Annotated in this window: 19 protein-coding genes; 13 read left to right on the top strand and 6 right to left on the bottom strand. The window is 75.2% G+C overall.

What is annotated here, in order from left to right:
• The first annotated feature begins 97 nt into the window (after nt 1-97).
• On the top strand, nt 98-1,630 hold the full coding sequence (locus VGH76_RS19910; protein ID WP_331558458.1) for an oligopeptide:H+ symporter: 1,533 nt from the start codon (nt 98-100) through the stop codon (nt 1,628-1,630).
• Between the two features lie 107 nt (nt 1,631-1,737).
• Here VGH76_RS19910 and ypfJ read toward each other — a convergent pair whose 3' ends face one another.
• Together ypfJ and VGH76_RS19900 are read right to left on the bottom strand one after the other, a co-directional pair.
• Nucleotides 1,738-2,745 carry a KPN_02809 family neutral zinc metallopeptidase gene (ypfJ, locus tag VGH76_RS19905; RefSeq protein ID WP_331558457.1) on the bottom strand — a complete coding sequence of 336 codons (1,008 nt, stop codon included), beginning with the start codon at nt 2,743-2,745 and terminating at the stop codon, nt 1,738-1,740.
• A gap of 207 nt (nt 2,746-2,952) precedes the next feature.
• Nucleotides 2,953-4,413: a DUF4185 domain-containing protein gene (locus VGH76_RS19900; protein ID WP_331558456.1), complete on the bottom strand. Its 1,461-nt coding sequence runs from the start codon at nt 4,411-4,413 to the stop codon at nt 2,953-2,955.
• Between the two features lie 158 nt (nt 4,414-4,571).
• On the opposite strand from VGH76_RS19900, the gene VGH76_RS19895 reads away from it, so the two are divergent.
• Both VGH76_RS19895 and VGH76_RS19890 read left to right on the top strand, forming a co-directional pair.
• Nucleotides 4,572-5,786, top strand: coding sequence for an acetyl-CoA hydrolase/transferase C-terminal domain-containing protein (locus VGH76_RS19895; protein WP_331558455.1), 1,215 nt, complete (start codon nt 4,572-4,574; stop codon nt 5,784-5,786).
• An 89-nt stretch (nt 5,787-5,875) separates the two neighbouring features.
• Entirely contained in the window at nt 5,876-6,256 is a 381-nt protein-coding gene (locus VGH76_RS19890; RefSeq protein WP_331558454.1) for a hypothetical protein, read from the top strand.
• Between the two features lie 11 nt (nt 6,257-6,267).
• Here VGH76_RS19890 and VGH76_RS19885 read toward each other — a convergent pair whose 3' ends face one another.
• Complete coding sequence (locus VGH76_RS19885; RefSeq protein ID WP_331558453.1) at nt 6,268-6,582, bottom strand: metal-sensitive transcriptional regulator; 315 nt, start codon at nt 6,580-6,582, stop codon at nt 6,268-6,270.
• 95 nt (nt 6,583-6,677) lie between these two features.
• Between VGH76_RS19885 and VGH76_RS19880 the strand changes: the two genes are divergently transcribed.
• From VGH76_RS19880 to VGH76_RS19840, 9 genes are read left to right on the top strand one after another with little or no spacing between them, the layout of a single operon-like run.
• Entirely contained in the window at nt 6,678-8,927 is a 2,250-nt protein-coding gene (locus VGH76_RS19880) for a heavy metal translocating P-type ATPase (RefSeq protein ID WP_331558452.1), read from the top strand.
• Nucleotides 8,924-9,274 (top strand): NADH-quinone oxidoreductase subunit A, encoded by a 351-nt coding sequence (locus tag VGH76_RS19875; RefSeq protein ID WP_331558451.1) that lies wholly within the window; start codon nt 8,924-8,926, stop codon nt 9,272-9,274. The genes VGH76_RS19880 and VGH76_RS19875 overlap by 4 nt, the downstream gene beginning before the upstream one ends.
• The gene (locus tag VGH76_RS19870) at nt 9,265-10,374 is read left to right on the top strand and encodes a hypothetical protein (protein WP_331558450.1); all 1,110 of its coding nucleotides are present in this window, start codon (nt 9,265-9,267) and stop codon (nt 10,372-10,374) included. The genes VGH76_RS19875 and VGH76_RS19870 overlap by 10 nt, the downstream gene beginning before the upstream one ends.
• The gene (locus VGH76_RS19865; RefSeq protein ID WP_331558449.1) at nt 10,367-11,302 is read left to right on the top strand and encodes an NADH-quinone oxidoreductase subunit H; all 936 of its coding nucleotides are present in this window, start codon (nt 10,367-10,369) and stop codon (nt 11,300-11,302) included. The genes VGH76_RS19870 and VGH76_RS19865 overlap by 8 nt, the downstream gene beginning before the upstream one ends.
• Nucleotides 11,299-11,805: an NADH-quinone oxidoreductase subunit J gene (locus VGH76_RS19860; RefSeq protein ID WP_331558448.1), complete on the top strand. Its 507-nt coding sequence runs from the start codon at nt 11,299-11,301 to the stop codon at nt 11,803-11,805. The genes VGH76_RS19865 and VGH76_RS19860 overlap by 4 nt, the downstream gene beginning before the upstream one ends.
• Nucleotides 11,802-12,113, top strand: coding sequence for an NADH-quinone oxidoreductase subunit NuoK (locus VGH76_RS19855; RefSeq protein ID WP_331558447.1), 312 nt, complete (start codon nt 11,802-11,804; stop codon nt 12,111-12,113). Before VGH76_RS19860 ends, VGH76_RS19855 begins: the two co-directional genes overlap by 4 nt.
• 10 nt (nt 12,114-12,123) lie before the next feature.
• Nucleotides 12,124-14,013, top strand: a complete 1,890-nt coding sequence (locus VGH76_RS19850) for a proton-conducting transporter membrane subunit (protein WP_331558446.1) — start codon at nt 12,124-12,126, stop codon at nt 14,011-14,013.
• Nucleotides 14,013-15,572, top strand: coding sequence for an NADH-quinone oxidoreductase subunit M (locus tag VGH76_RS19845; RefSeq protein ID WP_331558445.1), 1,560 nt, complete (start codon nt 14,013-14,015; stop codon nt 15,570-15,572). Before VGH76_RS19850 ends, VGH76_RS19845 begins: the two co-directional genes overlap by 1 nt.
• Nucleotides 15,569-16,996 (top strand): NADH-quinone oxidoreductase subunit N, encoded by a 1,428-nt coding sequence (locus tag VGH76_RS19840; protein WP_331558444.1) that lies wholly within the window; start codon nt 15,569-15,571, stop codon nt 16,994-16,996. The genes VGH76_RS19845 and VGH76_RS19840 overlap by 4 nt, the downstream gene beginning before the upstream one ends.
• A gap of 10 nt (nt 16,997-17,006) precedes the next feature.
• Here the strand turns inward: VGH76_RS19840 and VGH76_RS19835 are convergent, their stop codons facing one another.
• Genes VGH76_RS19835 through VGH76_RS19825 form a run of 3 tightly spaced genes read right to left on the bottom strand, consistent with a single transcriptional unit; the run spans nt 17,007 to nt 20,444 of the window.
• Nucleotides 17,007-18,467: a glucose-6-phosphate dehydrogenase gene (locus VGH76_RS19835; RefSeq protein WP_331558443.1), complete on the bottom strand. Its 1,461-nt coding sequence runs from the start codon at nt 18,465-18,467 to the stop codon at nt 17,007-17,009.
• Between the two features lie 41 nt (nt 18,468-18,508).
• Nucleotides 18,509-18,901 (bottom strand): ACT domain-containing protein, encoded by a 393-nt coding sequence (locus VGH76_RS19830; RefSeq protein WP_331558442.1) that lies wholly within the window; start codon nt 18,899-18,901, stop codon nt 18,509-18,511.
• 34 nt (nt 18,902-18,935) lie between these two features.
• Nucleotides 18,936-20,444: an MFS transporter gene (locus VGH76_RS19825; RefSeq protein WP_414637766.1), complete on the bottom strand. Its 1,509-nt coding sequence runs from the start codon at nt 20,442-20,444 to the stop codon at nt 18,936-18,938.
• A 43-nt stretch (nt 20,445-20,487) separates the two neighbouring features.
• Here VGH76_RS19825 and VGH76_RS19820 point away from each other — a divergent pair, with 43 nt between their 5' ends.
• Nucleotides 20,488-21,216 carry a M50 family metallopeptidase gene (locus VGH76_RS19820; RefSeq protein WP_331558441.1) on the top strand — a complete coding sequence of 243 codons (729 nt, stop codon included), beginning with the start codon at nt 20,488-20,490 and terminating at the stop codon, nt 21,214-21,216.
• Nucleotides 21,217-21,221: the final 5 nt, after the last annotated feature.

The following is a 21,221-nucleotide window of genomic DNA, read 5'->3' as shown; positions in this document are numbered from 1 at the left end:
CTCCGACGCGTGATGAACGGCGAGCGACCGGACACGGAGCGTCAAGTTGCGGTGAGGTACTGGTGCGGACCTCTCGGATGCGACACCCTGTCCGGCCGTGACCACGACCCCCGGTTCCCCGGACGACCCCGCGGCGGCGGACCCCGCCGACGGCGCCGTCTCCACCACCACGCCCGACGCCGGCGAGGACTTCTCCGCCGACCGCCGCTTCTTCGGCCACCCGCTCGCGCTGGCCAACCTGTTCTCGGTCGAGCTGTGGGAGCGCTTCAGCTTCTACGGCATGCAGGCCGTGATGACGCTCTACCTCTACTACACGACGCAGGGCGGGCTCGGCCTCGACAAGGGCGAGGCGACGAGCATCATCGGCGCCTACGGCGGGATGGTGTACCTCGCGTGCGTCGGGGGCGCCTGGGTCGCGGACCGGGTGCTCGGCGCCGAGCGGACGCTGTTCCTCTCGGCGTGCGTCGTCATGCTCGGCCACATCGCCCTGGCGGTGCTCCCGGGGCTCGGCGGCGTCGCGGTGGGCCTCGTGCTCGTGGCGTTCGGCTCCGGCGGGGTGAAGACGGCGGCGACCTCCGTCGTCGGGTCGCTCTACCGGCGCGACGACCCGCGCGCCGACGCCGGGTTCTCGATCTTCTACATGGGCGTCAACATCGGCGCCCTCGTCGGCCCGCTCCTCACCGGTCTGACCCGGGCCGGGCTGGAGTCGTTCCACCTCGCGTTCGGCCTCGCCGCGGTCGGGATGGCGCTGGGCCTGGCCATCTACGTCACCGGCCGGAAGAACCTGCCGGCGTCGGCCTCGGCGGTGCCCAACCCCCTGGCGCCGGGTGCCTGGGTGCGCCCGGTCGCCGGCGTGGTGGCGGCGGCCGTGGTCGTGGTGCTCCTGTTCGTGTTCGACGTCCTGACCCCGGACAATCTCTCCACCGCCGTCGCGATCGTCGTCGCGCTGATCGCGATCGCGCTCTTCGCGCTGCTGCTGACGAGCCACCGGGTCACCTCCGACGAGCGCAGCCGGGTGCGGTCGTTCATCCCGATGTGGCTCGCGAGCGTCGTGTTCTGGTCGCTGTTCCAGCAGCAGTTCTCGGTCGTGGAGATCTACGCCGACGAGCGCCTGAACCGGGTGCTGGGCGGCTGGGAGATGCCCACGGAGTTCGTCAACTCCCTCGAGCCGTTCTTCGTCATCGTCCTGGCGCCGATCTTCGCGGTGCTGTGGACCAAGCTCGGGGAGCGGGCGCCGTCGACCCCGGTGAAGTTCGCCCTCGGGGCGGGCGGGATGGGCATCGCGTTCCTGCTGTTCCTGCCCTGGGCGGGCGGCTCGGGGAACTCCACCCCGGTGCTCGCGCTCGTGCTGATCCTGCTGGTCTTCGCGCTGGCCGAGATGTGCCTCTCGCCCGTCGGGCTCTCGCTCTCGACCCGGATCGGACCGTCGCTGTTCCGCTCGCAGACCGTGGCGCTGTTCTACCTCTCGGTCTCGCTCGGCTCGGCCCTCGCCGGGACGCTCGCCGGCTTCTACGACCCGTCGGTGGAGGGCGCCTACTTCGCCAGTCTCGGCGTCGTGGCCCTGGTGCTCGGCGGGCTCCTGTTCGGCCTGTCGCCGTGGATCCGGAAGGCGATGCGCGGGGTGCGGTAGGCGGACCGCCGCGTGGCCGGGAATGTGCCGGTCACGCGGCGCTCAGTCCCGCGGCCCGACGTACCGGCCGTCGGGGCCGATCTTCGGGTAGCCCCCGCCGTCCGGCGTCAACCGAGGTCGTTCGTCGAGAAGGTGTCGCAGCGGGTCGCGTCGCCGGTGGTGAAGCCGGTCGTGAGCCATTTCTTGCGCTGGGCGGACGTGCCGTGGGTGAACGAGTCGGGGTTGACCGTCCCGCCGCCGAGCTTGCCCTGGATGTAGTCGTCCCCGATGCGCTGGGCGGCGTCGATCGTGCTGGCGAGGTCGGCCGGGGTGATGCCGGTGATCAGGGCCGGCTTCCCGTTCGCGGGCTGCGAGGCGTGGTCCATCCAGACCCCCGCGTAGCAGTCGGCCTGCAGCTCGAGGCGCACCGAGTCCGACGACGCGCCCTGCCGGCTGCGGACCTTCGCCTCGGTGCCGAGCAGGTCCTGCACGTGGTGGCCGTACTCGTGGGCGAGCACGTAGGCGTTCACGAGCGGCCCGCCCTCGGCCCCGAACTGGGACTTGAGCTGGTCGTAGAAGCTCAGGTCGATGTAGACGAGGTCGTCGCCGGGACAGTAGAAGGGCCCGGCGCTGGAGTCGGCGCTGCCGCAGCGGGTGGTGGTCGAGCCGGTGAAGAACACGGTGTCGACGTTCTGGTAGCGCGGCGCGGCGCCCCGGACGGTCCGCGCGACGGACTGGTAGCCCCCACCCGACCAGTACGCCTGGATGGAGTTGATGTCGGCGACGATCGCGCAGTCGAGCTTGGAGTTCGCGTCCGCGCCGGTGCGGCACTCGCTCGCGAGGTCCGAGGTGCCCGCCCGCCCCGGGCCGCCCGGGTCCCCGAACCGGCCGGCCACCGACGACGAGGTCCCGGCGCCGCCACCCAGGTACTGGACGGCGAAGAACCCGATCACCGCGACGACGATGACGATCCAGCTCGCCTTGCCGCTGCGTCCCCGGAACAGGAAGCCGAGCAGCAGCGGCAGCAGCCCACCGCCCAGCCCTCCCCCGCCGAGACCGACCGGCCCGCCGCCACCCTCGCCGCGGTCGTCGGTGACCTGGGAGGTGTCGAGCTGGGCGTCGTCGTCGTAGCGCATCGGCTGCCCCTCGGGTCCGTGGACGGATCGGGACGATCCTGACGTAGTCCGGCACGGCCCGGGACGGCGGGCGGCGGAATCCTCGGCGACCGCACCGCGAGGGGGCGGACTCGGCTCATGATCACGACCTCTGCGGCGAGTCCTGGCGGCCGTTGGGTGTGTCGCCACTGAAGTCATGATCACGGAGGCGGAGCTACGGAGGCGGAGCTACGGAGGCGGAGCCGCCGCGGTGGGGCGCGTCGTCGTCGGGGTCGCCGAGGACGGCGGCCCATCCGACGACACGGTGGCTGCCGCCGGGGCCACGGCGCTCGAGGAGGTGGGCGCGGCCGTCGTCGTCGGGACCGCTGAGGACGCCGCCGATGCCGCCGACGTCGCCGACGGCAACGGCGGCGCCGAGAGCGAGGGCGACCGGGCGGGCAGCGACTGCGGCTGGCCGGCCGCGGGCACCGTCCCGCCCGCGGGCAGCACCGTCAGCCGGGTCTTCATGAGCTCCACGCGGTAGGTGGTGAACTGCGACATAGTGAACCAGAGGTCGGGCCCGTCGTTCCATCGCGGCGTCAGGTAGGGCGCGTAGGCCTTCGGGAAGTCCTTGGTGGTGGTGACGACCTGGGCGGCGCTCCACGGTCCGGTGGGCGCGGGGGCGGTGCGCAGCACGATCTCGCCGGTGTCGTCGACCAGGTACATCATGATCCACTGCTGGTAGTACGAGGACCAGCGCACGGAGAGCTCGCCGACCGGGCCCTTGACCACCGGCGTCGCGTGGGCCTCGCCCGCCACCCAGGTCGTGCCGTTCCAGTACCGGTAGGCGGAGGCGTCGGTGAGCTGCGCGGCGGGGACCTTGGCCAGCGACAGGTCGCCGTAGCGACCGCCGGGGATGCCGTAGACGTAGACCGTGTCGCCGGGGGCGGAGCCGGCGGGGACAGGGGCCCTCGGGTCGTCGGGGCCCCCGGGGCGCACGTACGCGACCTGCCCGAACTTCGAGTTCGCGGGCCAGCGGGCGCTCGGCTGGTCCTTCCACGTGACGCCACCGTCGGTGGAGGAGGCGATGCCCGAACCGGTGAGTCGCCAGTGGCCGGGCTGGTCGAACGACTGTACGGACATGTACTGGAGGTTCATCGTGGCGTTCTTGGGCCCGTTCGCCATGCCATAGGTCGGGATCACCGTCTCCTGGACGCCCTTGACCTTCTTCGACGCGATCAGTTCCCTCGCGTGCCCGGGACGGTCGGTGATCATCCCGCGGAACCTCAGCCCGAGCGCCGGCGTCACCGGGGGGTCGATCGACGCGATGACGTTGGAGCGCCAGTCGGTGTGGGTGACCGAGTAGAAGTCCTGGACCGCAGGCGTTCCGAAGGTGTCGCCGAAGGTCATCGCCAGGCGCGGTCCGACCATGAACATGTGCCCGAGGTCGGTGCCCTCCACCCCCCAGCGCCGGCCCGTGTCGTTGATCGACCCGGCCCCGATGAGGTCGGCGACCTTGGCGGTGGCCGACCGCTGCACCGCGACCGGCCCGCCGGCGGTGCCGAGGCCCGGGACGACCGGCAGGACCGGCACGGCGGGGGCGGCCGTCGCGGCGTGGCCGACGATGAAGACGACGACCGCCACGACGGCGGCGACGAGCGCGGCGTTGCGGCGGCCAGTGCGCCCGTTCGGCCGAGTTTGAACCCCCATGTGGGCGCACGCTAGGAAGGGACGGCGACACCGCTGCCCCACGCCACGCGTGATCACCCACAGGTGTCCCAGGGACCACCCGGGGATGCGCCCGACCGTCCGGCATGATCACGCTGCGCCGATCCCCGTCCCGCCGCGACCCCCCGGAGCACTCGTCCGTGAACGCTTCCCCGCCACCCGGCACGGAGATCGACGCCTCGGCGCTCGCCGCCCTCGTGCGTCCGGGGGCGCGCATCGCGGTCGCCGACGGCTGCGGGACCCCGCGGGCAGCCTTCGCCGCCCTCTCGGCCCTGGCCCGCGAGCGCGGTGACCTGCGCGCACTGCTGGGCTGGATGCCCGCCGCCCCCGAGGGCCTCGACCTCGCCGCGTTCGCCGACGCGCGCACCGTCATGCCCGGCTGGGGTCTGCGCCCCGCCGTCGCGGAGGGTCACGTGCGGGCGGTGCCGGTGCGGCTGTCGGCCACCCCCGCCCTGGTGACGGGCGTCCTGCGCCCCGACCTGCTGCTCGTGGGCGCGGCTCCCGACCCCGGCGGGCTCGTGCTCGGCAGTGAGGTGTCGTGGGTGCGGGCGGTGATCGACGCCGGGGTGCCGATCGCGGTCGTCGTGGACGAGGCACTCCCCCGCGCCGCCGCCGGCGCGCCGCTGCCCGACGACCGCACCCACGTCGTCGGGCGGACCCGCCTCGGCCCGGAGGAGATCGCCGGGGCCGCTGAGCCCTCCGCGGAGCACCGCGCGATCGGTCACCACGTCGCGGACCTGCTCCCCGCGGGCGCCCGCCTGCAGTGGGCGCCGGGCCAGCTGGGAGCGGCGGTCGTCGCCGCGGTCCTGGAGCGCGGCCGCCCGGTTCACGTCGACTCCGGGCTGCTCGGCGACGGCGTCGTGGACCTCGACGACGCCGGGCTGCTCGCCTCCGACGCTGTCGCCACCTACCTCGTCGGCACGCGGCGGCTCTACGCCTGGGCCGACGCCCGGGGTCGTGCCGGCCGGCCGGTCCTGCACGGCGTCGAGCACACCCACGACCCGGTGCGCCTGGCCTCGGAGCCGCCGCTCGTGGCGGTCAACACCGCCGTCGAGGTGGACCGCGACGGGCAGGTGAACGTCGAGGGCACGGCTCGCGCGATCGTCGGCGGCATCGGCGGCCACCCCGACTACGCCGCGGCGGCCACCCGGTCCCGCCGCGGCCTGTCGGTGATCGCGCTGGCCAGCACCCACCGGGGCACCCCGAACCTCGTCGAGCGGCTCTCCCGCCCGGTGACGACGGCGAGCCACGACGTCGACGTCGTCGTCACCGAGCACGGCACGGCCGACCTGCGGGGCCTCGACCGCGGCGAACGCCGGGATGCCCTGCAGGCGGTGTGGGAGCCCGACGTGTGAAGCCCCGGTGACATCGGGGCCTCGTACGGGGACACGGCGAGTGGACGCCGGGTAGCGTGGCCCGTTCGTCGACCCTGCCGGAGGACCGCATGACCGACCGTGTGCTCATGAGCGTCCCGACGGGGACGGCCGCCGAGGTCGCGCGGACCGACACCGCGCCGGCGCTGCCGCCCGAAGTGCACGGGTCGCCGGAGACCGCGCCGGATCTGCTCGCGGCCCTCGACCGGGGTGACGACGCCGCGGTGTGGGCCTGGATCGAGGCGCACACCCCGGAGCCGGAGAGCCTGCTGCTCTACGGACTCTTCGTCGCGGCCGGCGCGGTGGGCCTCATGGAGTGGCCGATCGTGGCGGTGTCCTGCCTGGGCCAGTACATCGTGGACCGGCGCTTCGGCGGCGTGGAGACCGTCGCGGCGCAGCTGCGCGCGCGGCTCGACGCGCTGACCGGGACGGCCCAGGAGCGCACCAGCTAGGACCGCACGAGCTAGGAGCGCACCAGCCGGGCGATCGCGGCCGAGGCCTCCGCGACCTTCTCCCTGGCCTGCTCGTCGCCCGCCTTCGCGGCGTCGACCACGCAGGAGCCCATGTGCTCCTCGAGCAGGGCCAGGGCAAGGGTCTGCAGCGCGCCCGTGACGGCCGAGACCTGGGTGAGCACGTCGATGCAGTACTTGTCGTCCTCGATCATGCGCGCGATGCCGCGGACCTGACCCTCCACGCGCTTGAGGCGCCGCAGGTGCGCCTCCTTGTGCGGGGAGTAGCCGTGCGGCGCGGCGGGCGCCTCGTCCGGTGTCTCGGTCACGGTGCGATCATACCCGGGTGGGGTATCCGGAAGGTCCGTTGACGTGGGTACCCCCACGGGGTATTGCTGGGGCGGTGGACGAGGAGGGCGCGACGATGACGACGGCCGCGGTACCCGCCGGCGAGCGCGCCACCACCGAGCTCGCCATCACCGGGATGACCTGCGCGTCGTGCGCGATGCGGATCGAGAAGAAGCTCAACCGGCTCGACGGCGTCACGGCGACGGTCAACTTCGCCACCGCCGGGGCCCGCGTCCGCCACCCCGCGTCGGTCGCCCTCGCCGACCTCGTGGACGCCGTCGACGGCCTCGGCTACGGCGCCGCCCTCCCGGCGGCCGACGAGGCGGACGACGAGGCCGGGGCGCTGCGCACCCGGCTGGTGGGCAGCGCGGTGGCCACCGTGCCGGTCGTCGCGCTCGCGATGGTCCCGGCCTGGCAGTTCCCCGGCTGGCAGTGGCTGTCGCTGGTCCTGGCCGTACCAGTGGTGCTGCTCGGCGGCTGGCCCTTCCACCGCGCCGCGGCGGTGAACCTGCGCCACGGCGCCGCGACCATGGACACCCTCATCTCGCTCGGCACGCTGGCCGCGCTCGCATGGTCGGTGTGGGCGCTGGTGTTCGGCGACGCCGGCATGATCGGCATGCGCCACTCCTTCAGCCTCGCCCCGGGCGGCGGCGACGCGATCTACCTCGAGACCGCGGCGGCCGTGACGACGTTCGTACTCGCCGGGCGGTACGCCGAGGCGCGGGCCAAGCGCCGCGCCGGGGCCGCCCTGCGCGCGCTGCTCGACCTCGGCGCGAAGGACGTCGCGGTGCTGCGGGACGGTCCCTCCGGCGACCGCGTCGAGCACCGCGTCCCGGTCGACGAGCTGGTCGTCGGCGACGAGTTCGTCGTGCGCCCCGGGGAGCGGGTGGCCACCGACGGCGTGGTCGTCGACGGCATCGGCGCCGTGGACGCGAGCACCGTGACCGGGGAGTCGGTGCCGGTGGAGGTCGCGCCGGGCGACGAGGTCGTGGGGGCGACGGTGGCCGTCGGGTCCCGGCTCGTCGTGCGCGCGACGCGGGTCGGTGCCGACACCCAGCTCGCCCGGATCACGCGGCGGGTCGCGGAGGCCCAGAACGGCAAGGCCGAGGTGCAGCGCCTCGCCGACCGGGTGTCGGCGGTGTTCGTCCCGGTGGTCGTCGTGATCGCGGTGGCGACGTTCCTCGGGTGGCTCGGGTTCGGCGGCGGCCTCACCGCGGGGTTCACCGCGGGGTTCACCGCGGCCGTCGCGGTGCTCGTCATCGCGTGCCCCTGCGCGCTCGGGCTCGCGACCCCGACGGCGCTCATGGTCGGCACCGGGCGCGGGGCGCAGCTGGGCATCCTGCTGCGCGGCCCGGAGGTGCTCGAGTCCACGCGGCGGGTCGACACCGTGGTGCTCGACAAGACCGGCACGTTGACCACCGGGACCATGCGGCTGGCCCACCCCGAGCGGGTCGACCGGACGGCGCTGCGGCTCGCGGGCGCGGTGGAGGACGGCTCGGCCCACCCGCTGGCCCGAGCGATCACCGAGGCGGCGCGGACCACCGGGCTGCTCCCGCCGGTGACCGGGGCGCGCAGCGTCGACGGGCTCGGCGTCACGGGCACGGTGCACGTGGGCGAGGCGGCCCACGACGTCGTCGTCGGGCGGCCGCGCCTGCTCGCCGAGCACGGTATGCCGCTCTCGCCGACCCTCGCCGCGCGCGTGGAGGCGACGCGGGCGGGCGGGGCCACCGCCGTCGTCGTCGGGTGGGACGGCGCCGCCCGCGAGGTCCTCCCCGTCACCGACACCCTGCGGGGCTCGGCACCGGGCGCCGTCGCGGCGCTGCGCGGGCTCGGGGTGCACCCCGTGGTGCTGACCGGGGACCACGAGACGGCGGCCCGGGCGATGGCCGCGCGCGCCGGGATCGACGACGTGCGCGCCGGGGTGCTCCCCGAGGAGAAGGCCGACGCGATCGCCGAGCTGCAGCGGGCGGGCCACGTCGTCGCGATGGTCGGCGACGGGGTCAACGACGCCGCCGCGCTCGCCCAGGCCGACCTCGGGCTCGCGATGGGTGCGGGGACCGACGCCGCGATCGAGGCCGGCGACGTGACGCTGGTGCGCGACGACCTCGCGGCCGTCCCGGACGCCCTGCGGCTGGCCCGCCGGACGCTCGGCACCATCCGCGGGAACCTGTTCTGGGCGTTCGCCTACAACGTCGCGGCACTCCCGCTGGCCGCGTTCGGCCTGCTCAACCCCATGATCGCCGGGGCCGCGATGGCGTTCTCCAGCGTCTTCGTGGTGGCCAACAGCCTGCGCCTGCGCCGCTTCGCCCCCGCGGCCCGGGCGTGAACGCCGCGCTCGGTCTCGCGGTCGTCGCCGGGGCGGCGCTGGTCGGCGTCGGGCTGGTCGTGGCGGTCTCGTGGCTGGTGCGGGGGGCGCGCCGTCCGCTGGTGGCAGCGCCGCACGCGGGCGGGTTACCCCCGGTGGAGCACGCGGTGTCGCGCTTCCACGTCCGCTGGTCCACGATCGCGCTGGTCTTCCTCGCCTTCGACATGGAGATGATCTTCATGTACCCGTGGACGCTCGTGCTCGCGCGCAGCGGGCCGGGGGCCGCGGTGGAGATGTTCGCGTTCCTCGGGGTGCTGCTGGTCGGGGTGCTCTACGCCTGGCGGGAGGGCGCGTTCCGGTGGTCCTAGGCCTGGCGCGCCTCGCCGCCCGCCGTCCCCACGTGCTCACCATCGCCCCGGCCCCGGTCACCGACGAGCGGCTCGCCGTGCGCCTCGCCGCCGAGGCCGAGCTCGCCCGGCGCGGGTGGCCGGCGGCGGACTCCCCCGCCGACACGGACGTGGTCCTGGTCGCGGGCGAGGTCGGGCCGCGGCTGGCGGAGGTGGTGGCGGCGGTGTGGGCGACGGTGCCCGCGCCGCGGGTGCTGGTGCGGGTCGAGTCGCCCGGGGAGCTCCCGGGAGCGCTGGACGCGGCGGTGGCTGACCTCCGCGGTGATGGCAGCAAAGCGTCGTTGCTTGCGTGGAACGGGAGAAGAGCCCCGTCGTCGCGGCACCCCGGGTCGGGAGCGACCGACGACGGTGCGGCCTTCCTGCCACCGGATGCAAGCAACGACGCTCCGCTGGCACCGACGGCCGACCCCGTCATGGCCGGCCTCGCCGACACCGACCGCGACGACCTCGCCCTCGACGTCGTCCACGCCGCGCTCGGGCCGGTCCTCCCCCACTGGCCCGCGGGGCTCGTCGTGCACGCCACCCTCGCCGGTGACCTCGTCACCGACGCCCGCGCCGACGTCCTCGACGTCCCCGGCCCCCGCGAGCCCGCCGGGCGCCGCCGCACACCCCGCGGCCCCGACCACCTCCGCCTCGACGCCCTCGTGCGCGTCCTCGGCCTCGCCGGCGCCGACCGGGCGGCCGCCCGCGCCCGGGCCCTGCGCGACCGGGACCCGGCCCCGGGCGAGCTCACCACGTTCGGCCGCCGGCTCGCCCGCTCGCGCGTCCTCGCCTGGACCCTGCGCGGCATCCCGCTCGCGGCCACCGACCACGTCCCGGTTCCCGAACCCACCGTCGAGGCCCGCGTCCGGGCGCTCGCGGCCGGCCTGGGCGGCAGCCTCGCCCCACCGGTCCGGCCGGCTCCCCACCGCGCCGCCGCCGCGCTCGTCGGGCTCGAGCTCGGCGCCGCCCGGCTCGCCCTCGCCGCGATGGACCCGGACACCGCCCTCGGCGCCGGCCCCGTCGAGCCCTTCACCCCCGCCGCGAGCGGCCACGCGCACCACCACGAGCACCATGGCTGACCCCGCGACCCTCCTCCCGCTGCTGCTGCTCGCCCCGGCCCTCGTCCTCGCCGCCGGGCTCGCCGCCGCCGCCGGCGCCGTCACTGCGGGCGACCGGCCGAGCGCCCCCGCCGTCGAGACCCTCCGTCTGCTCGCGAAGCAGCGCCGCCGCACCCCGGCCGACGACCCGTTCCTCGGACGGATCGGCCTCACGGTGCTCCCGGTCGGCGCCGTGCTCGCCCTCGCGGTCGTGCCCCTCGGGCTCCCGGGCCACCGCGGCGCGCCGGTCGACCTCGACGTCGGGATCGTGTGGTTCAACGCCATGGAGGTGCTGGCCTGGTTCGCGGTGTGGACCGCGGGCTGGGGCCCGAACGCGGTCACGGCGCTCGTCGGGGGCTACCGCGTGCTGCCACTGGGGCTGGCCTACGAGCTGCCGCACATGCTCGCGATCATCACCCCGGCGATCGCCGCGGGTTCGCTCGACCCGGCCGACGTCGCCGCCGCCCAGCACGGCCTCTGGTACGCGGTGTGGATGCCGGTCGCGTTCCTGCTCTACCTCGTCTCCACCGCGGCGATGGCCTTCTGGGGACCCTTCGCGGCGCCGCTGGGCCGGGACCTCGCGGGCGGGGCGGGCGCGGAGCACGCCGGGCTGGACCGGCTGCTGCTGCGGGCCGGCCGCTGGATGCTGCTGGTCGCCGCGGCGGCGATGGCCGTGCCGCTCTTCCTCGGCGGGGGCGCGCCGCCGCCGATCACCGGGCCGGATCCGTTCGGCGGGCCCGCGTGGGCGTGGATCGTGGTCAAGCTCCTCGTCGTCCTCGCGGTGCTGCTCGGGCTGCGCCGGGTGATGCCGGTCCTGCGGATGGAGCGCGTCGCGACGCTGGCGTGGACGGTGCTCATCCCGCTCGCGGTGGCGCAGGCGCTCGTCGTGACGGTGGTGGTGCTCGTATGACGCTGCTGGTGCTGACCGCGGCCCTCGGCGTCGTGGCCGTCGTGACCGGGCTCGGCGTCTTCGTCGTCGACTCGATGGCCCGCGCGACGTTCCTGCTGCTCGCCTCCTTCGTGGCCGTCGCCGTGGTGCTGCTGGCGTTCGGGCTGACCTATCTCGGCATCGTCGTCGTGCTCATGATGACCATCGAGATGATGATCATGGTCGTCTTCATGGTGATGCTGATGATGAACCCCGCGGGCCTCGAGCCGATGACGATGGTCCACAACCGGTGGGGCTCCCGGCTCGTCGCGCTCGGGGTGTTCGCCGCCCTGGCGGCCGGCGCCCTGCTGGTGCCCTGGCCGGTCCGGCCCGGGACGGCGGGAGACCCCACGACCGCGCTCGGCGCCGACCTCATGGGCGCCCAGATGCCGACGATGACGGTGCTCGGGCTGGCGATCCTGGCGACCATCGTCGGGACGGTGGCGCTCTCGGCGAGCAGGGGGAGCCGAGGGAGCCGGCGATGACCGAGGTGACCCTGCGGGTGGTGCTGGTCGTCGCCGCGGCGCTCGTCGCGACCGGCGTGTACGGCGCGCTCTCCCAGCAGTCGATCGTGATGATCATGATGGGGCTGGAGCTCGTCGTGAACGGGCTGATCCTCGCGGCCGGGGGAATCTGGTGGGCCGGCGGCCACCCGGGCAACGCGTCGGTGCTCGTCGTCGTCATGGTGACCGTGATGGCCCTCGAGATGGCGATGGGGTTCGCGGTGGCGCTGGCGCTCTACCGCGCCCGCCGGGTGGATCTCACCGACGACGCCGCGGAACTGGCCGGGTGAGCGCCCCCGCATGACGCTGCTCCTCGCGCTCCTGCTCACCCTGCCCGTGCTCGTCGGGCTCCTGCTCGTCACCGCCTTCCCGCGCGCCCAGGGGGCCCTGGTGGTGGCCGCCGGGTCGGTCACGACCGTGGTCATCGCGGTGCTCGCCGTGGAACTGGCCGCGGTCGTGGTCCGCGCGCCCGTCGCCCCGACGGTGCACGTCCCGCTGCTGGGCGGGATCGCGTTCCGCTACACCGTCGACGGCCTGGGCGCGGTCCTGCTCGTCACCGTCGCGGTGATCGGCGCCCTGGTACTGCTCGCGGCGGCCGGGGAGCCGCGGCTGCGGGAGGGCCGCTTCGTCGGCTCGGTGCTGATCTTCCTCGCGGCGATGCTGGCGACCGTCACCGCCGCGACGCTGCCCGCGCTGCTCGCGCCGTGGGAGGTGATGGGCGCGGCGAGCTGGGTGCTCATCGCCTTCGACCGGCGTGACCCCGCGGTCGGGCCCGCCGCGACCCGCGCCTTCCTGACGACGCGGACCGCCGACGTCGGGCTCTACGTCGCCACCGGGGCCGCGCTGGCCGCGGGCGTGCCGGGCCTGGCGCTCGCCGACACCGCCGCCGCCCCGGAGGGCTGGCGTTCGCTGATCGCGGCGGGCCTCGTGGTGGCGGCGCTGGGCAAGTCGGCCCAGCTCCCGTTCTCGCCGTGGCTCTCCGGGGCGATGGTCGGGCCCAGCCCCGTGTCGGCGCTGCTGCACTCGGCGACGATGGTCGCGGCGGGCGCCGTGCTGCTGGTCCGGGTGAGCCCGTTGCTGCCGGCCACCGGGTGGGCGGCGACGCTGGTGGCCTGGGTCGGGGCGCTCACCGCGGTGGTCCTCGGCGCCGTCGCCGCGACCCAGCGGGACCTCAAGCAGCTGCTGGCGGCGTCGACGTGCGCGCAGGTCGGGCTCATGGTCCTGGGCGCCGGGGTGGGGGCGACGGCGGGTGCGGCCGGGCTGCTCGTCGCGCACGCGGCGGTCAAGGCGCTGCTCTTCCTCGCCGCGGGCGGGTGGCTCGCGGTCCTGCGGAGCCGGTCGCTGCCGGTACTGCGCGGCGCGGCGCGGCGGCACCCGGTGGTCGGGGTGACCTTCACCGTGGGCGCCGCCGCCCTGGCCGGGCTCCCGCCGCTCTCGATCTGGTGGACCAAGGATGCGGTGCTGGCGGGGGTGCCGCTGGGGAGCCCGGATCTCCGAGGAGCGGGCCTGCTGACGGTCGCGGGACTGCTGGCGACGGCGCTGTCGGCGGTGGCCGCCACCCGCGCGGCGTGGTTCGTGTGGCGCCCGACCCGCTCGCCCTCGATCCGCCGCAGCGCCGACCGGCCGCGACGGCGGGTCCCGGTGGCCGTGACCGCGGCGCTGGTCGTGCTCGCGGTGCCCGCCGCCGCCGTGGGCGGGGTCGGCGTCCGGGTCGGGCTCGTTCCGCGGGCGGACGCCGGCGAGCTGGTGACCACCGGCGTCGTCGTGGTGTTCGCGGCGGCGGCGACCTGGGCGCTGCACACCCGCCCGATCCGGCTGCGCTCCGCCGTGCTCCCCCGCCTCGCCGCGACCGCGCGGGGATGGTTCGGGATGGAGGCGGCGACCCGCGCCGTCGTCGTGCGCCCGGTCCTCGCCCTCGCGCGGGTCCTCGACCGCGCCGACGGGGCCCTCGGTGCCGCGCTGCCGCGGGCCGCGGCGACGGTGCCGCGGCTGGCCCGGGCGGTCGAGGAGCGCGGCGAGCGACCGGTGGCGGATGCGGTGACCGGGCTCGGCGTCGGGGTACGGCGTCTCGGTGGCCTGGCCCGACGCCCGCAGACGGGGCAGCAGCACCAGTACTACGCGCAGAGTGTGGTGGCGATCGGGACGCTGGGTGTGCTGGTCGCGGTGGTCGTGATCGCGGGGGTGCGCTGATGCTGACGGCGCTGTGGCTCGCCCCGCTGGTCGTCGCGGCGGTCCTCGCCGCGGTGCCGGCCGCGCGCCGGGAGGTCGTGCTCGGCGCGTGGCTGGTGCTCACGGTCGCCGAGGTCGTCGGGGCCGGGTTCGTGTGGACGGCGGTCCCCCGGGCCGGAGGGTTCGCCTCCGAGGTCGCGGCGCCGTGGATCCCGGCGTTCGGGGTGGGCTACCACCTGGGGGCGGACGGGTTCTCCGCACCGCTCGTCGCGATGACGGCGGTGGTGTTCCTCGCCGTGGCACTCGGCTCGCTGCGCCGCCCCGACGTCGAGGACCCGGCCCGCACCCGCGCGTTCGTGCTGCTCTTCCTGGCCCTCGAGGCCGTCGGCATCGGGGTGTTCCTCGCCCTGGACCTCGTGCTGTTCTTCGTGTTCTTCGACCTGTCGATCGTGCTGATGTACTTCGTGATCGCGGGGTGGGGGTCGGGGGCCCGGACGCGGTCGGCGTTGCAGTTCTTCCTCTACACGTTCCTCGGCTCGCTGGTCATGCTCCTGGGGTTCCTCGTGCTCGCCGTCGGCGCGCGCGACCACGGCGGCATCACCTTCGACATCCCGACCCTGGCCGCGCGGAACCCGCTCGCCGGGCAGGGGGTGACCGGGGCGCTCGCCCTGGCCGCGATCGGGATCGGGCTCGCGATCAAGACCCCGGTCTGGCCCGTGCACACCTGGCTGCCGCCGGCGCACACCGACGCCCCCGCCGCCGGGTCGGCGGTGCTCGCCGCGGTGCTGCTGAAGATGGGCACCTACGGGTTCGTCCGCATCGCGATGCCGTTGCTGCCCGGGCCGTGGCGCTCGGCGGCGCTGGTGTTCGTGGTGCTCGGGGTGGTGTCGGTGCTCTGGGGCGCGCTGGTCGCCCTCGCGCAGCGCGACCTCAAGCGGATGGTCGCCTACACCTCGATCACGCACCTCGGCTACGTCGTGCTCGCCGTCGGGGCGGCGGGGTTCGTCGCTGCCGGTCCGGAGGCGCGGATCCTCGCGGTGACGGGTGCGACGGTGCAGATGGTGAGCCACGGGTTGATCACCGCGGCGCTGTTCCTGCTCACCGGGGTGCTGCGCCGGCGCGGGGGCACCTCGGAGATCGCCGCGTGGTCCGGGCTCGCCGGGCCGATGCCGCGCTTCTCCTGGACGTTCGCGCTCGCCGCGTTCGCCTCGCTCGGCCTGCCGGGGCTCTCCGGGTTCGTCGGGGAGTTCTCGCTGCTCGCCGGGTCGCTGCCCGCCGTGCCGGTGTGGACCGTCCTCGCCGCGCTCGGGCTGGCGCTCACTGCTGCCCTGTTCCTGCGGGCGCTGCAGGCGATGCTCCTCGGCGACCGGCACCTCCCGGCCCGGGCGGAGCGGCCCCCGGTGCCGCGGGCGGGCCTGGCCCGGTTCCGGGCGCCGGGGTCGCCGGACCTGCGGGTGGCCGAGACGACGGCGGTCGGGCTGCTGCTCGCGTGCTCGCTGGCCGTCGGGGTGGCGCCCGCGCTGCTGACGACGACGATCGCGCCGGCCGCCGCGCAGGTGGTGGCGCTGGTGAGCCGGTGACCGCCGACGTCGTCACGCTGCTGCCCGAGGTGGTGCTCGCCCTCGGGGCGGTGCTGGGTCTGCTCGTCGGGTCGTTCCTGCCGCCGGGGCGGGAGGCCCCGGTGCGGTGGGTCGGGATCGCGGCGGCGGTCGCGACGATCGTGGTGGCACTCGTCGGGCCCGTGGGCGCGAGCGCGTTCGGCGGGACCTACACCGTGGACGTGGCGACGACGACGGTCCGGGTCCTCGTGGCCGGGGCGGTGGCAGTGACGCTCGTGCTCGCGGGGGATCCCGGGGCCGGCGGTGCCAGCAACGGCACGATCCTGGCGTCCAACGCGAGGACGGCGCCGCTCACGCAGCGGGCCGGCCGGTCCCGGACCGCGTTCGCCGTCCTCGTCCAGCTCTCCGGGGTCGGCGCGATGGTGCTCGGCGGCGCCTCGGACCTGCTGCTGCTCGCGGCCGCCGTCCTCCTCGCCGGGCTGCCCCTCGCCGCGCTGGCCGGACTGGCCCGGGACGGCCGCGCCGCCGAGGCCGCGCTCAAGTACTTCCTGTCCTCGGCGCTGTTCGGGCTGGTCCTGCTGACCGGGGTGACGGTGCTGCTGGGCCTGACGGGCGCGAGGGCCTACGCGGCGCTGGGCCGGGTGGTCCCGCCGGTCGCCGGCGCGGTCGCGCTGCTCCTCGTCCTCGTCGGGCTGCTCATGACGCTCGGCGGCGTCCCGGCGCACTTCTGGGTCCCCGACGCCGTCGACGGCACCCACCCCGTCACCGGGGCCGTGCTCACCACCACCGCCAAGCTCGGCGGGCTCGTCGCGGTCTGGCGGCTGCTCGTCGCGGTCCCGACGGCGACGGTGCCCTGGCCGCTGCTCGTGGCGGTGCTCGGGGTCGGCTCGATGACGCTGGGGAACCTCGCCGCGTTCGCGCAGACGTCATTGCGTCGGCTGCTCGCGTACTCGACGGTGAGCCAGGTCGGCTACCTGCTCGTCCCGGTGGCCGCGGCCGCCCGCAGCCCGCTGGCGCTGCCCGCGCTCCTGGGCTACCTGGCGGCGTACGCGACGACCAACCTCGCGGTGTTCGCGGTCCTGGCCGCCCGCCCGCACGCCCTCGAGATCGCCGACCAGCGCGGCCTCGCCCGGCGCCACCCGCTGCTCGCGGTGGCGCTCGCCGTCGGGCTGCTCGGACTGGTCGGCACCCCGCCGACCGTGGTGTTCGCGGGCAAGCTCGCGGGCTTCACCGCGGCCGTGGACGGCGGCATGACCTGGCTCGCCGTCGTCGCGATCCTCAACTCGATCGCGAGCCTCTTCTACTACCTGCGCTGGATCGCGCCGGTGTTCTCCACGGGCGACCCGGTGCTGCGCGACCCGGTGGCCCCGCGCGCCCGGGTGGTCGCCGTGGTGCTCGCGGCGGCGTCGGTCGTGGGCGGCGTCCTGGTCGCCTTCGTGCGCTGAGCAGGCGTGATCAGTCGACCTGATCCCCCAGCTCCCACCCGACCGGGTCGGCCAGGTGCAGCGCCTCGGTCGGCCCCCAGGAGCCCGGCGGGTAGGAGTACAGCGGCGTGGACCGGTCAAGGGCGGCACCGGCGGCGTGCCAGACCTCCTCGAGCCCGTCGGGCCGGGTGAACAGCGTCCGGTCGCCGAGCAGGATGTCGTGGATGAGCCGCACGTAGGGCGGGAGCGGGTCCCCGCCGGCGTCGTGCAGCGAGATCTCGGTGCACTGCGTCTCCAGCGCCGACCGGGCGCCGGGGATCTCGATGTTCATCGAGATCGCCAGCGCCCCGTCGCCGGCGAGGTCGAAGCGCAGCACGTTGCCGCGTACCGGGATCGCGGCGTCGCCCTCGGACTCCGTCGAGGCGCGGTACGGGCCGCCCTCCGGGTCGCGCATGACGAGGCTGACCTTCTGGTGGCTCTCGGCCATCCGCTTGCCGGTGCGCATGAGGAACGGGACGTCCCGCCACCGCTCGGTGTCCACCCACATCCGGGCGGCGACGAACGTCTCGGTGTCCGAGTCGTCGGCGACCTGGTCGAGGTCGCGGTAGCCGTCGAACTGGCCGCGGACGACGTCGTCGCCGGTCAGCGGCCGGAACGCCTTCACCGCATCGGCGCGGGCCTGCGCGATCTCGTCGGCCGACAGGCTCTTCGGCGGCTCCATCGCGATCTCCGCGGCCACCTGGAACAGGTGGGTGACGAGCATGTCGAGCACGGCGCCGGTGGCGTCGTAGAACTCGGCGCGGTCGGCTACGTCGAGGACCTCCGGCACGTCGATCTGCACCGCGGCGACGTGGTGGCGGTCCCAGGATGACCAGAACAGCCCGTTCGCGAAGCGCAGCGCCCGCAACTGCTGTGTGGCCTCCTTGCCGAGGAAGTGGTCGATCCGGTAGATCGCCGACTCGTCGAAGACCCGGTGCACGGCCTCGTCGAGGGTGCGGAAGGCCTCCAGCGAGGTACCGAACGGCTTCTCGTAGACCACCCGGGAGCGCTCGGCCAGGCCGTGGGCGCCGAGGGCGTTGGTGATCGGCTCGAACGCGGTGGGCGGCACCCCGAGGTAGTGCACCCGCTTCACGGCGGCGCGGTCCCCGTCGCCGAGCTCGTCCTCGCCCTCCGCGACCCGGTCCACGAGCTGCCCCGCGTCGTCGACCGAGAACCCGTCCCCGGCGAAGCGCAGCCGGGCGGCGAACTCGTCCCACGGGCCGTCCTCGGGCTTCGGGCCGAACTCCCCGAGCACGCCGTGCACGTGGTCGCGGAACTCGTCGTCGGAGAGCCGCCGGCGCCCGTTGCCGATCAGCAGCCACCGCTCGGGCAGCAGTCCCTCCTGCGCCAGCCGGTAGAAGGCGGGGAGGACCAGCCGGGCCGCGAGGTCTCCGCTGGCGCCGAACAGCACGAAGACGGTCGGCGGGATGTCGGGCGTTCCGGGGTCGCTCACGCAGGTGAGCTTGCCCTGTCGGGCAAGCGATGACACGTGGGTCAGCCCTGTGTGGCGGCGGCCGAGCGCTCCAGCACAGCCAGGGCCTCGTCGCGCCGCTCCCAGGGCACGAAGAGGTGGTCGTGATGGAACCCGCTCACCGGGTTCGCGCTGATCCCGACGTCGGCCAGCGCACGGGTCACCGCCGCCAGGAACCCGACCGCCGCCAGCGAGGACCGCACCTCGAGCGTGATCCACGCGCACGGGTACTCGGCGTCCAGGCCGTCGGCCGCCGACGCCGGCACCACCACCGTCGTCCCCTCGTCCTCGGCGACCGTCACCACCGCCCCCGGCACCGACCGCGCGTCGGGAACCGTCGCGAACACGTACCGCCCCGGCCGCAGCCGCGGCGACATCCCGGCCAACAGCGCCCCGAGGTCCGTCTCGGGACTCATGGGTCGAGCTCCGCTCCGCTCCGTCTCCCGGGACTCACGACCGCGGGTACTGCTGCGGGCTGCTGACCCCGCAGTGGGCACACTCGGCCAACGGGACCTCCCCGGCGGGCCGTGGCCGCAACGGGCGCAGCAGCAGCCCGGAGAGCACCGCCCCGCCGAGCAGCAGGCACGCGGCGATGACCACGGCGCGGTGGTAGCCGGCCGAGAAGGCCACCGGGTCGGTGTAGTCGGCGCCCGCGATCCCCGCCGCCGCCGGGATCACCGCCACCGCGAGCAGACCCGCCGCCCGGGCCACCGCGTTGTTGACCCCGGACGCGACCCCGGCGTGGCGGTCGTCGGCCGCGTCCAGCACGGCCGCTGTCAGGGGGGCGACCGTCGCGGAGAGCCCGAGGCCGAACAGCACGACGGCGGGCAGCACGTCGAGCAGGTAGGACGCCCCGACCCCCACCCGCAGGAGCAGCAGCATCCCGCCCGCGGCCGTGACGAGGCCGACGGTCATCGGGATGCGTGGCCCGATCCGCGACGACAGGCGCCCGGCCCGCGCCGAGAGCAGCAACATGATCACGGTGATCGGCAGCGTCGACACCCCAGCCTCGAGCGGCGAGAACCCGGCCACGACCTGCAGCTGCAGCACGAGCAGCACGAAGAGGACCCCGAGCGCGGCGTAGACCAGCAGCGTCACAACGTTCAGCGCGCTGAACCGGGAGTTGGCGAACAGGTCGGTCGGCACCAGCGGGGAGCGGGACCGGCGCTCGACGAGCGCGAACGTCACCAGCGCGACCACACCGGCCAGGCCGGTGACGACGACGGCGGGCGAGGCCCCCGCCGTCCCCGCCTCGGTGAGCGACCAGGTCAGCGCGCCGAGACCGAGCAGCGCCAGGACGGTGCCGGGCACGTCCAGGCGTGGGACGGCCTGCGGGTCCCGGGACTCCGGCACGTGGCGCAGCGCCGCGGCGACCACGACGGCGGCCACCGGCAGGTTGATGAGGAACACCGCGCGCCAGGTCCACTCGACCAGCCAGCCGCCGACGAACGGGCCCACCGCCCCGGCCACCCCCGCGAGCCCGGACCACGCCCCGATCGCGGCCGCGCGGTCGCTCCCGTGGAACGACGCCGAGATCAGCGCCAGCGAGCCCGGGGTGAGCAGCGCCCCACCGACGCCCTGCAGCGCCCGGGCCCCGATCAGCACCTCGATCGAGGGCGCGAACCCGCACAGGGCCGAGGCGAGCGCGAACCACACCACGCCGATCAGAAAGATCCGGCGCCGGCCGAACCGGTCCCCCAGCGAGCCGCCGAGCAGGATGAATCCGGCGAGGGTGAGCGTGTAGGCGTTCACCGTCCACTGCAGCCCGGCGAACGCCGACCCGAAGTCCGACCCGATCCGTTCGAGCGCGACGTTGACCACCGTCGAGTCGAGCATCGCGAGACCGGAGCCGAGCACCGTCGTCGCGAGGACCCAGCGACCGGCCGGCGTCCCCATCCGCAGGCCCACCGCGTCGTCCGTGGCCCCGCGGGGCGCGTCGCTGGTCACGCCGCCCAGCATGACGGCCGCCCCACCCCCGCGCGCTACGGTTCGGCGCATCGCCATGACCACCTCGACCGCGCCGAGCCCGCTGCAGCCGATCGGCGAGCTGACTGCCGCGCAGACGCAGGTCGCGCTCGTCGTCGTCGGCGGGCTCGTGGCCCTGGCCGTCGTCGCGGGCGGGGCGACGTGGCGGGTCGCGCGCAGCGTCGTGACGATCGCGCACGAGGGCGGGCACGCGCTGGTCGCGATCGCCTCGGGCCGGACGCTGACCCGGATCCTGCTGCACTCCGACACGTCCGGGGTGACGGTGTCGAAGGGGCGCCGCGACGGGCCGGGGATGGCCGCGACGGCGTTCGCCGGCTACGCCACGCCGCCGCTGCTGGGCCTCGGGGCGGCGGCGCTGGTCGCCGGGGGCGCGGTCCCGACGATGCTCGGGCTCGCGATCATGGTGCTGCTCGGGACGCTCGCGCTCATCCGCAACCTCTACGGCGTCGCGTCCGTGGTGGTGACCGGAGCGGTCGTCGTGGTCGTCATCGCCTTCGGCAGCGCGACGGTGCAGTACGGGTTCGCCTGCTTCGTCACCTGGTTCCTCATCGTCGGCGGGCTGAAGACGGTGCTCGAGGTGCAGCAGAAGCGCTCCCGACGGCGGGCCGCGGACTCCGACCCCGACCAGCTCGAACGGCTCACCGGGGTGCCGGCCGGCATCATCGTGGCGATCTACGTCCTGATCGGCGTGCTCGCGCTGATCTTCTCGGGGAACCTGCTGCTGTCCTGGCCGCCGTTGTCGTGAGGCGC

This window comes from Actinomycetospora sp., assembly GCF_036497585.1.
Classification (GTDB): domain Bacteria; phylum Actinomycetota; class Actinomycetes; order Mycobacteriales; family Pseudonocardiaceae; genus Actinomycetospora.
This window is presented reverse-complemented; position numbering and strand designations above follow the sequence as displayed.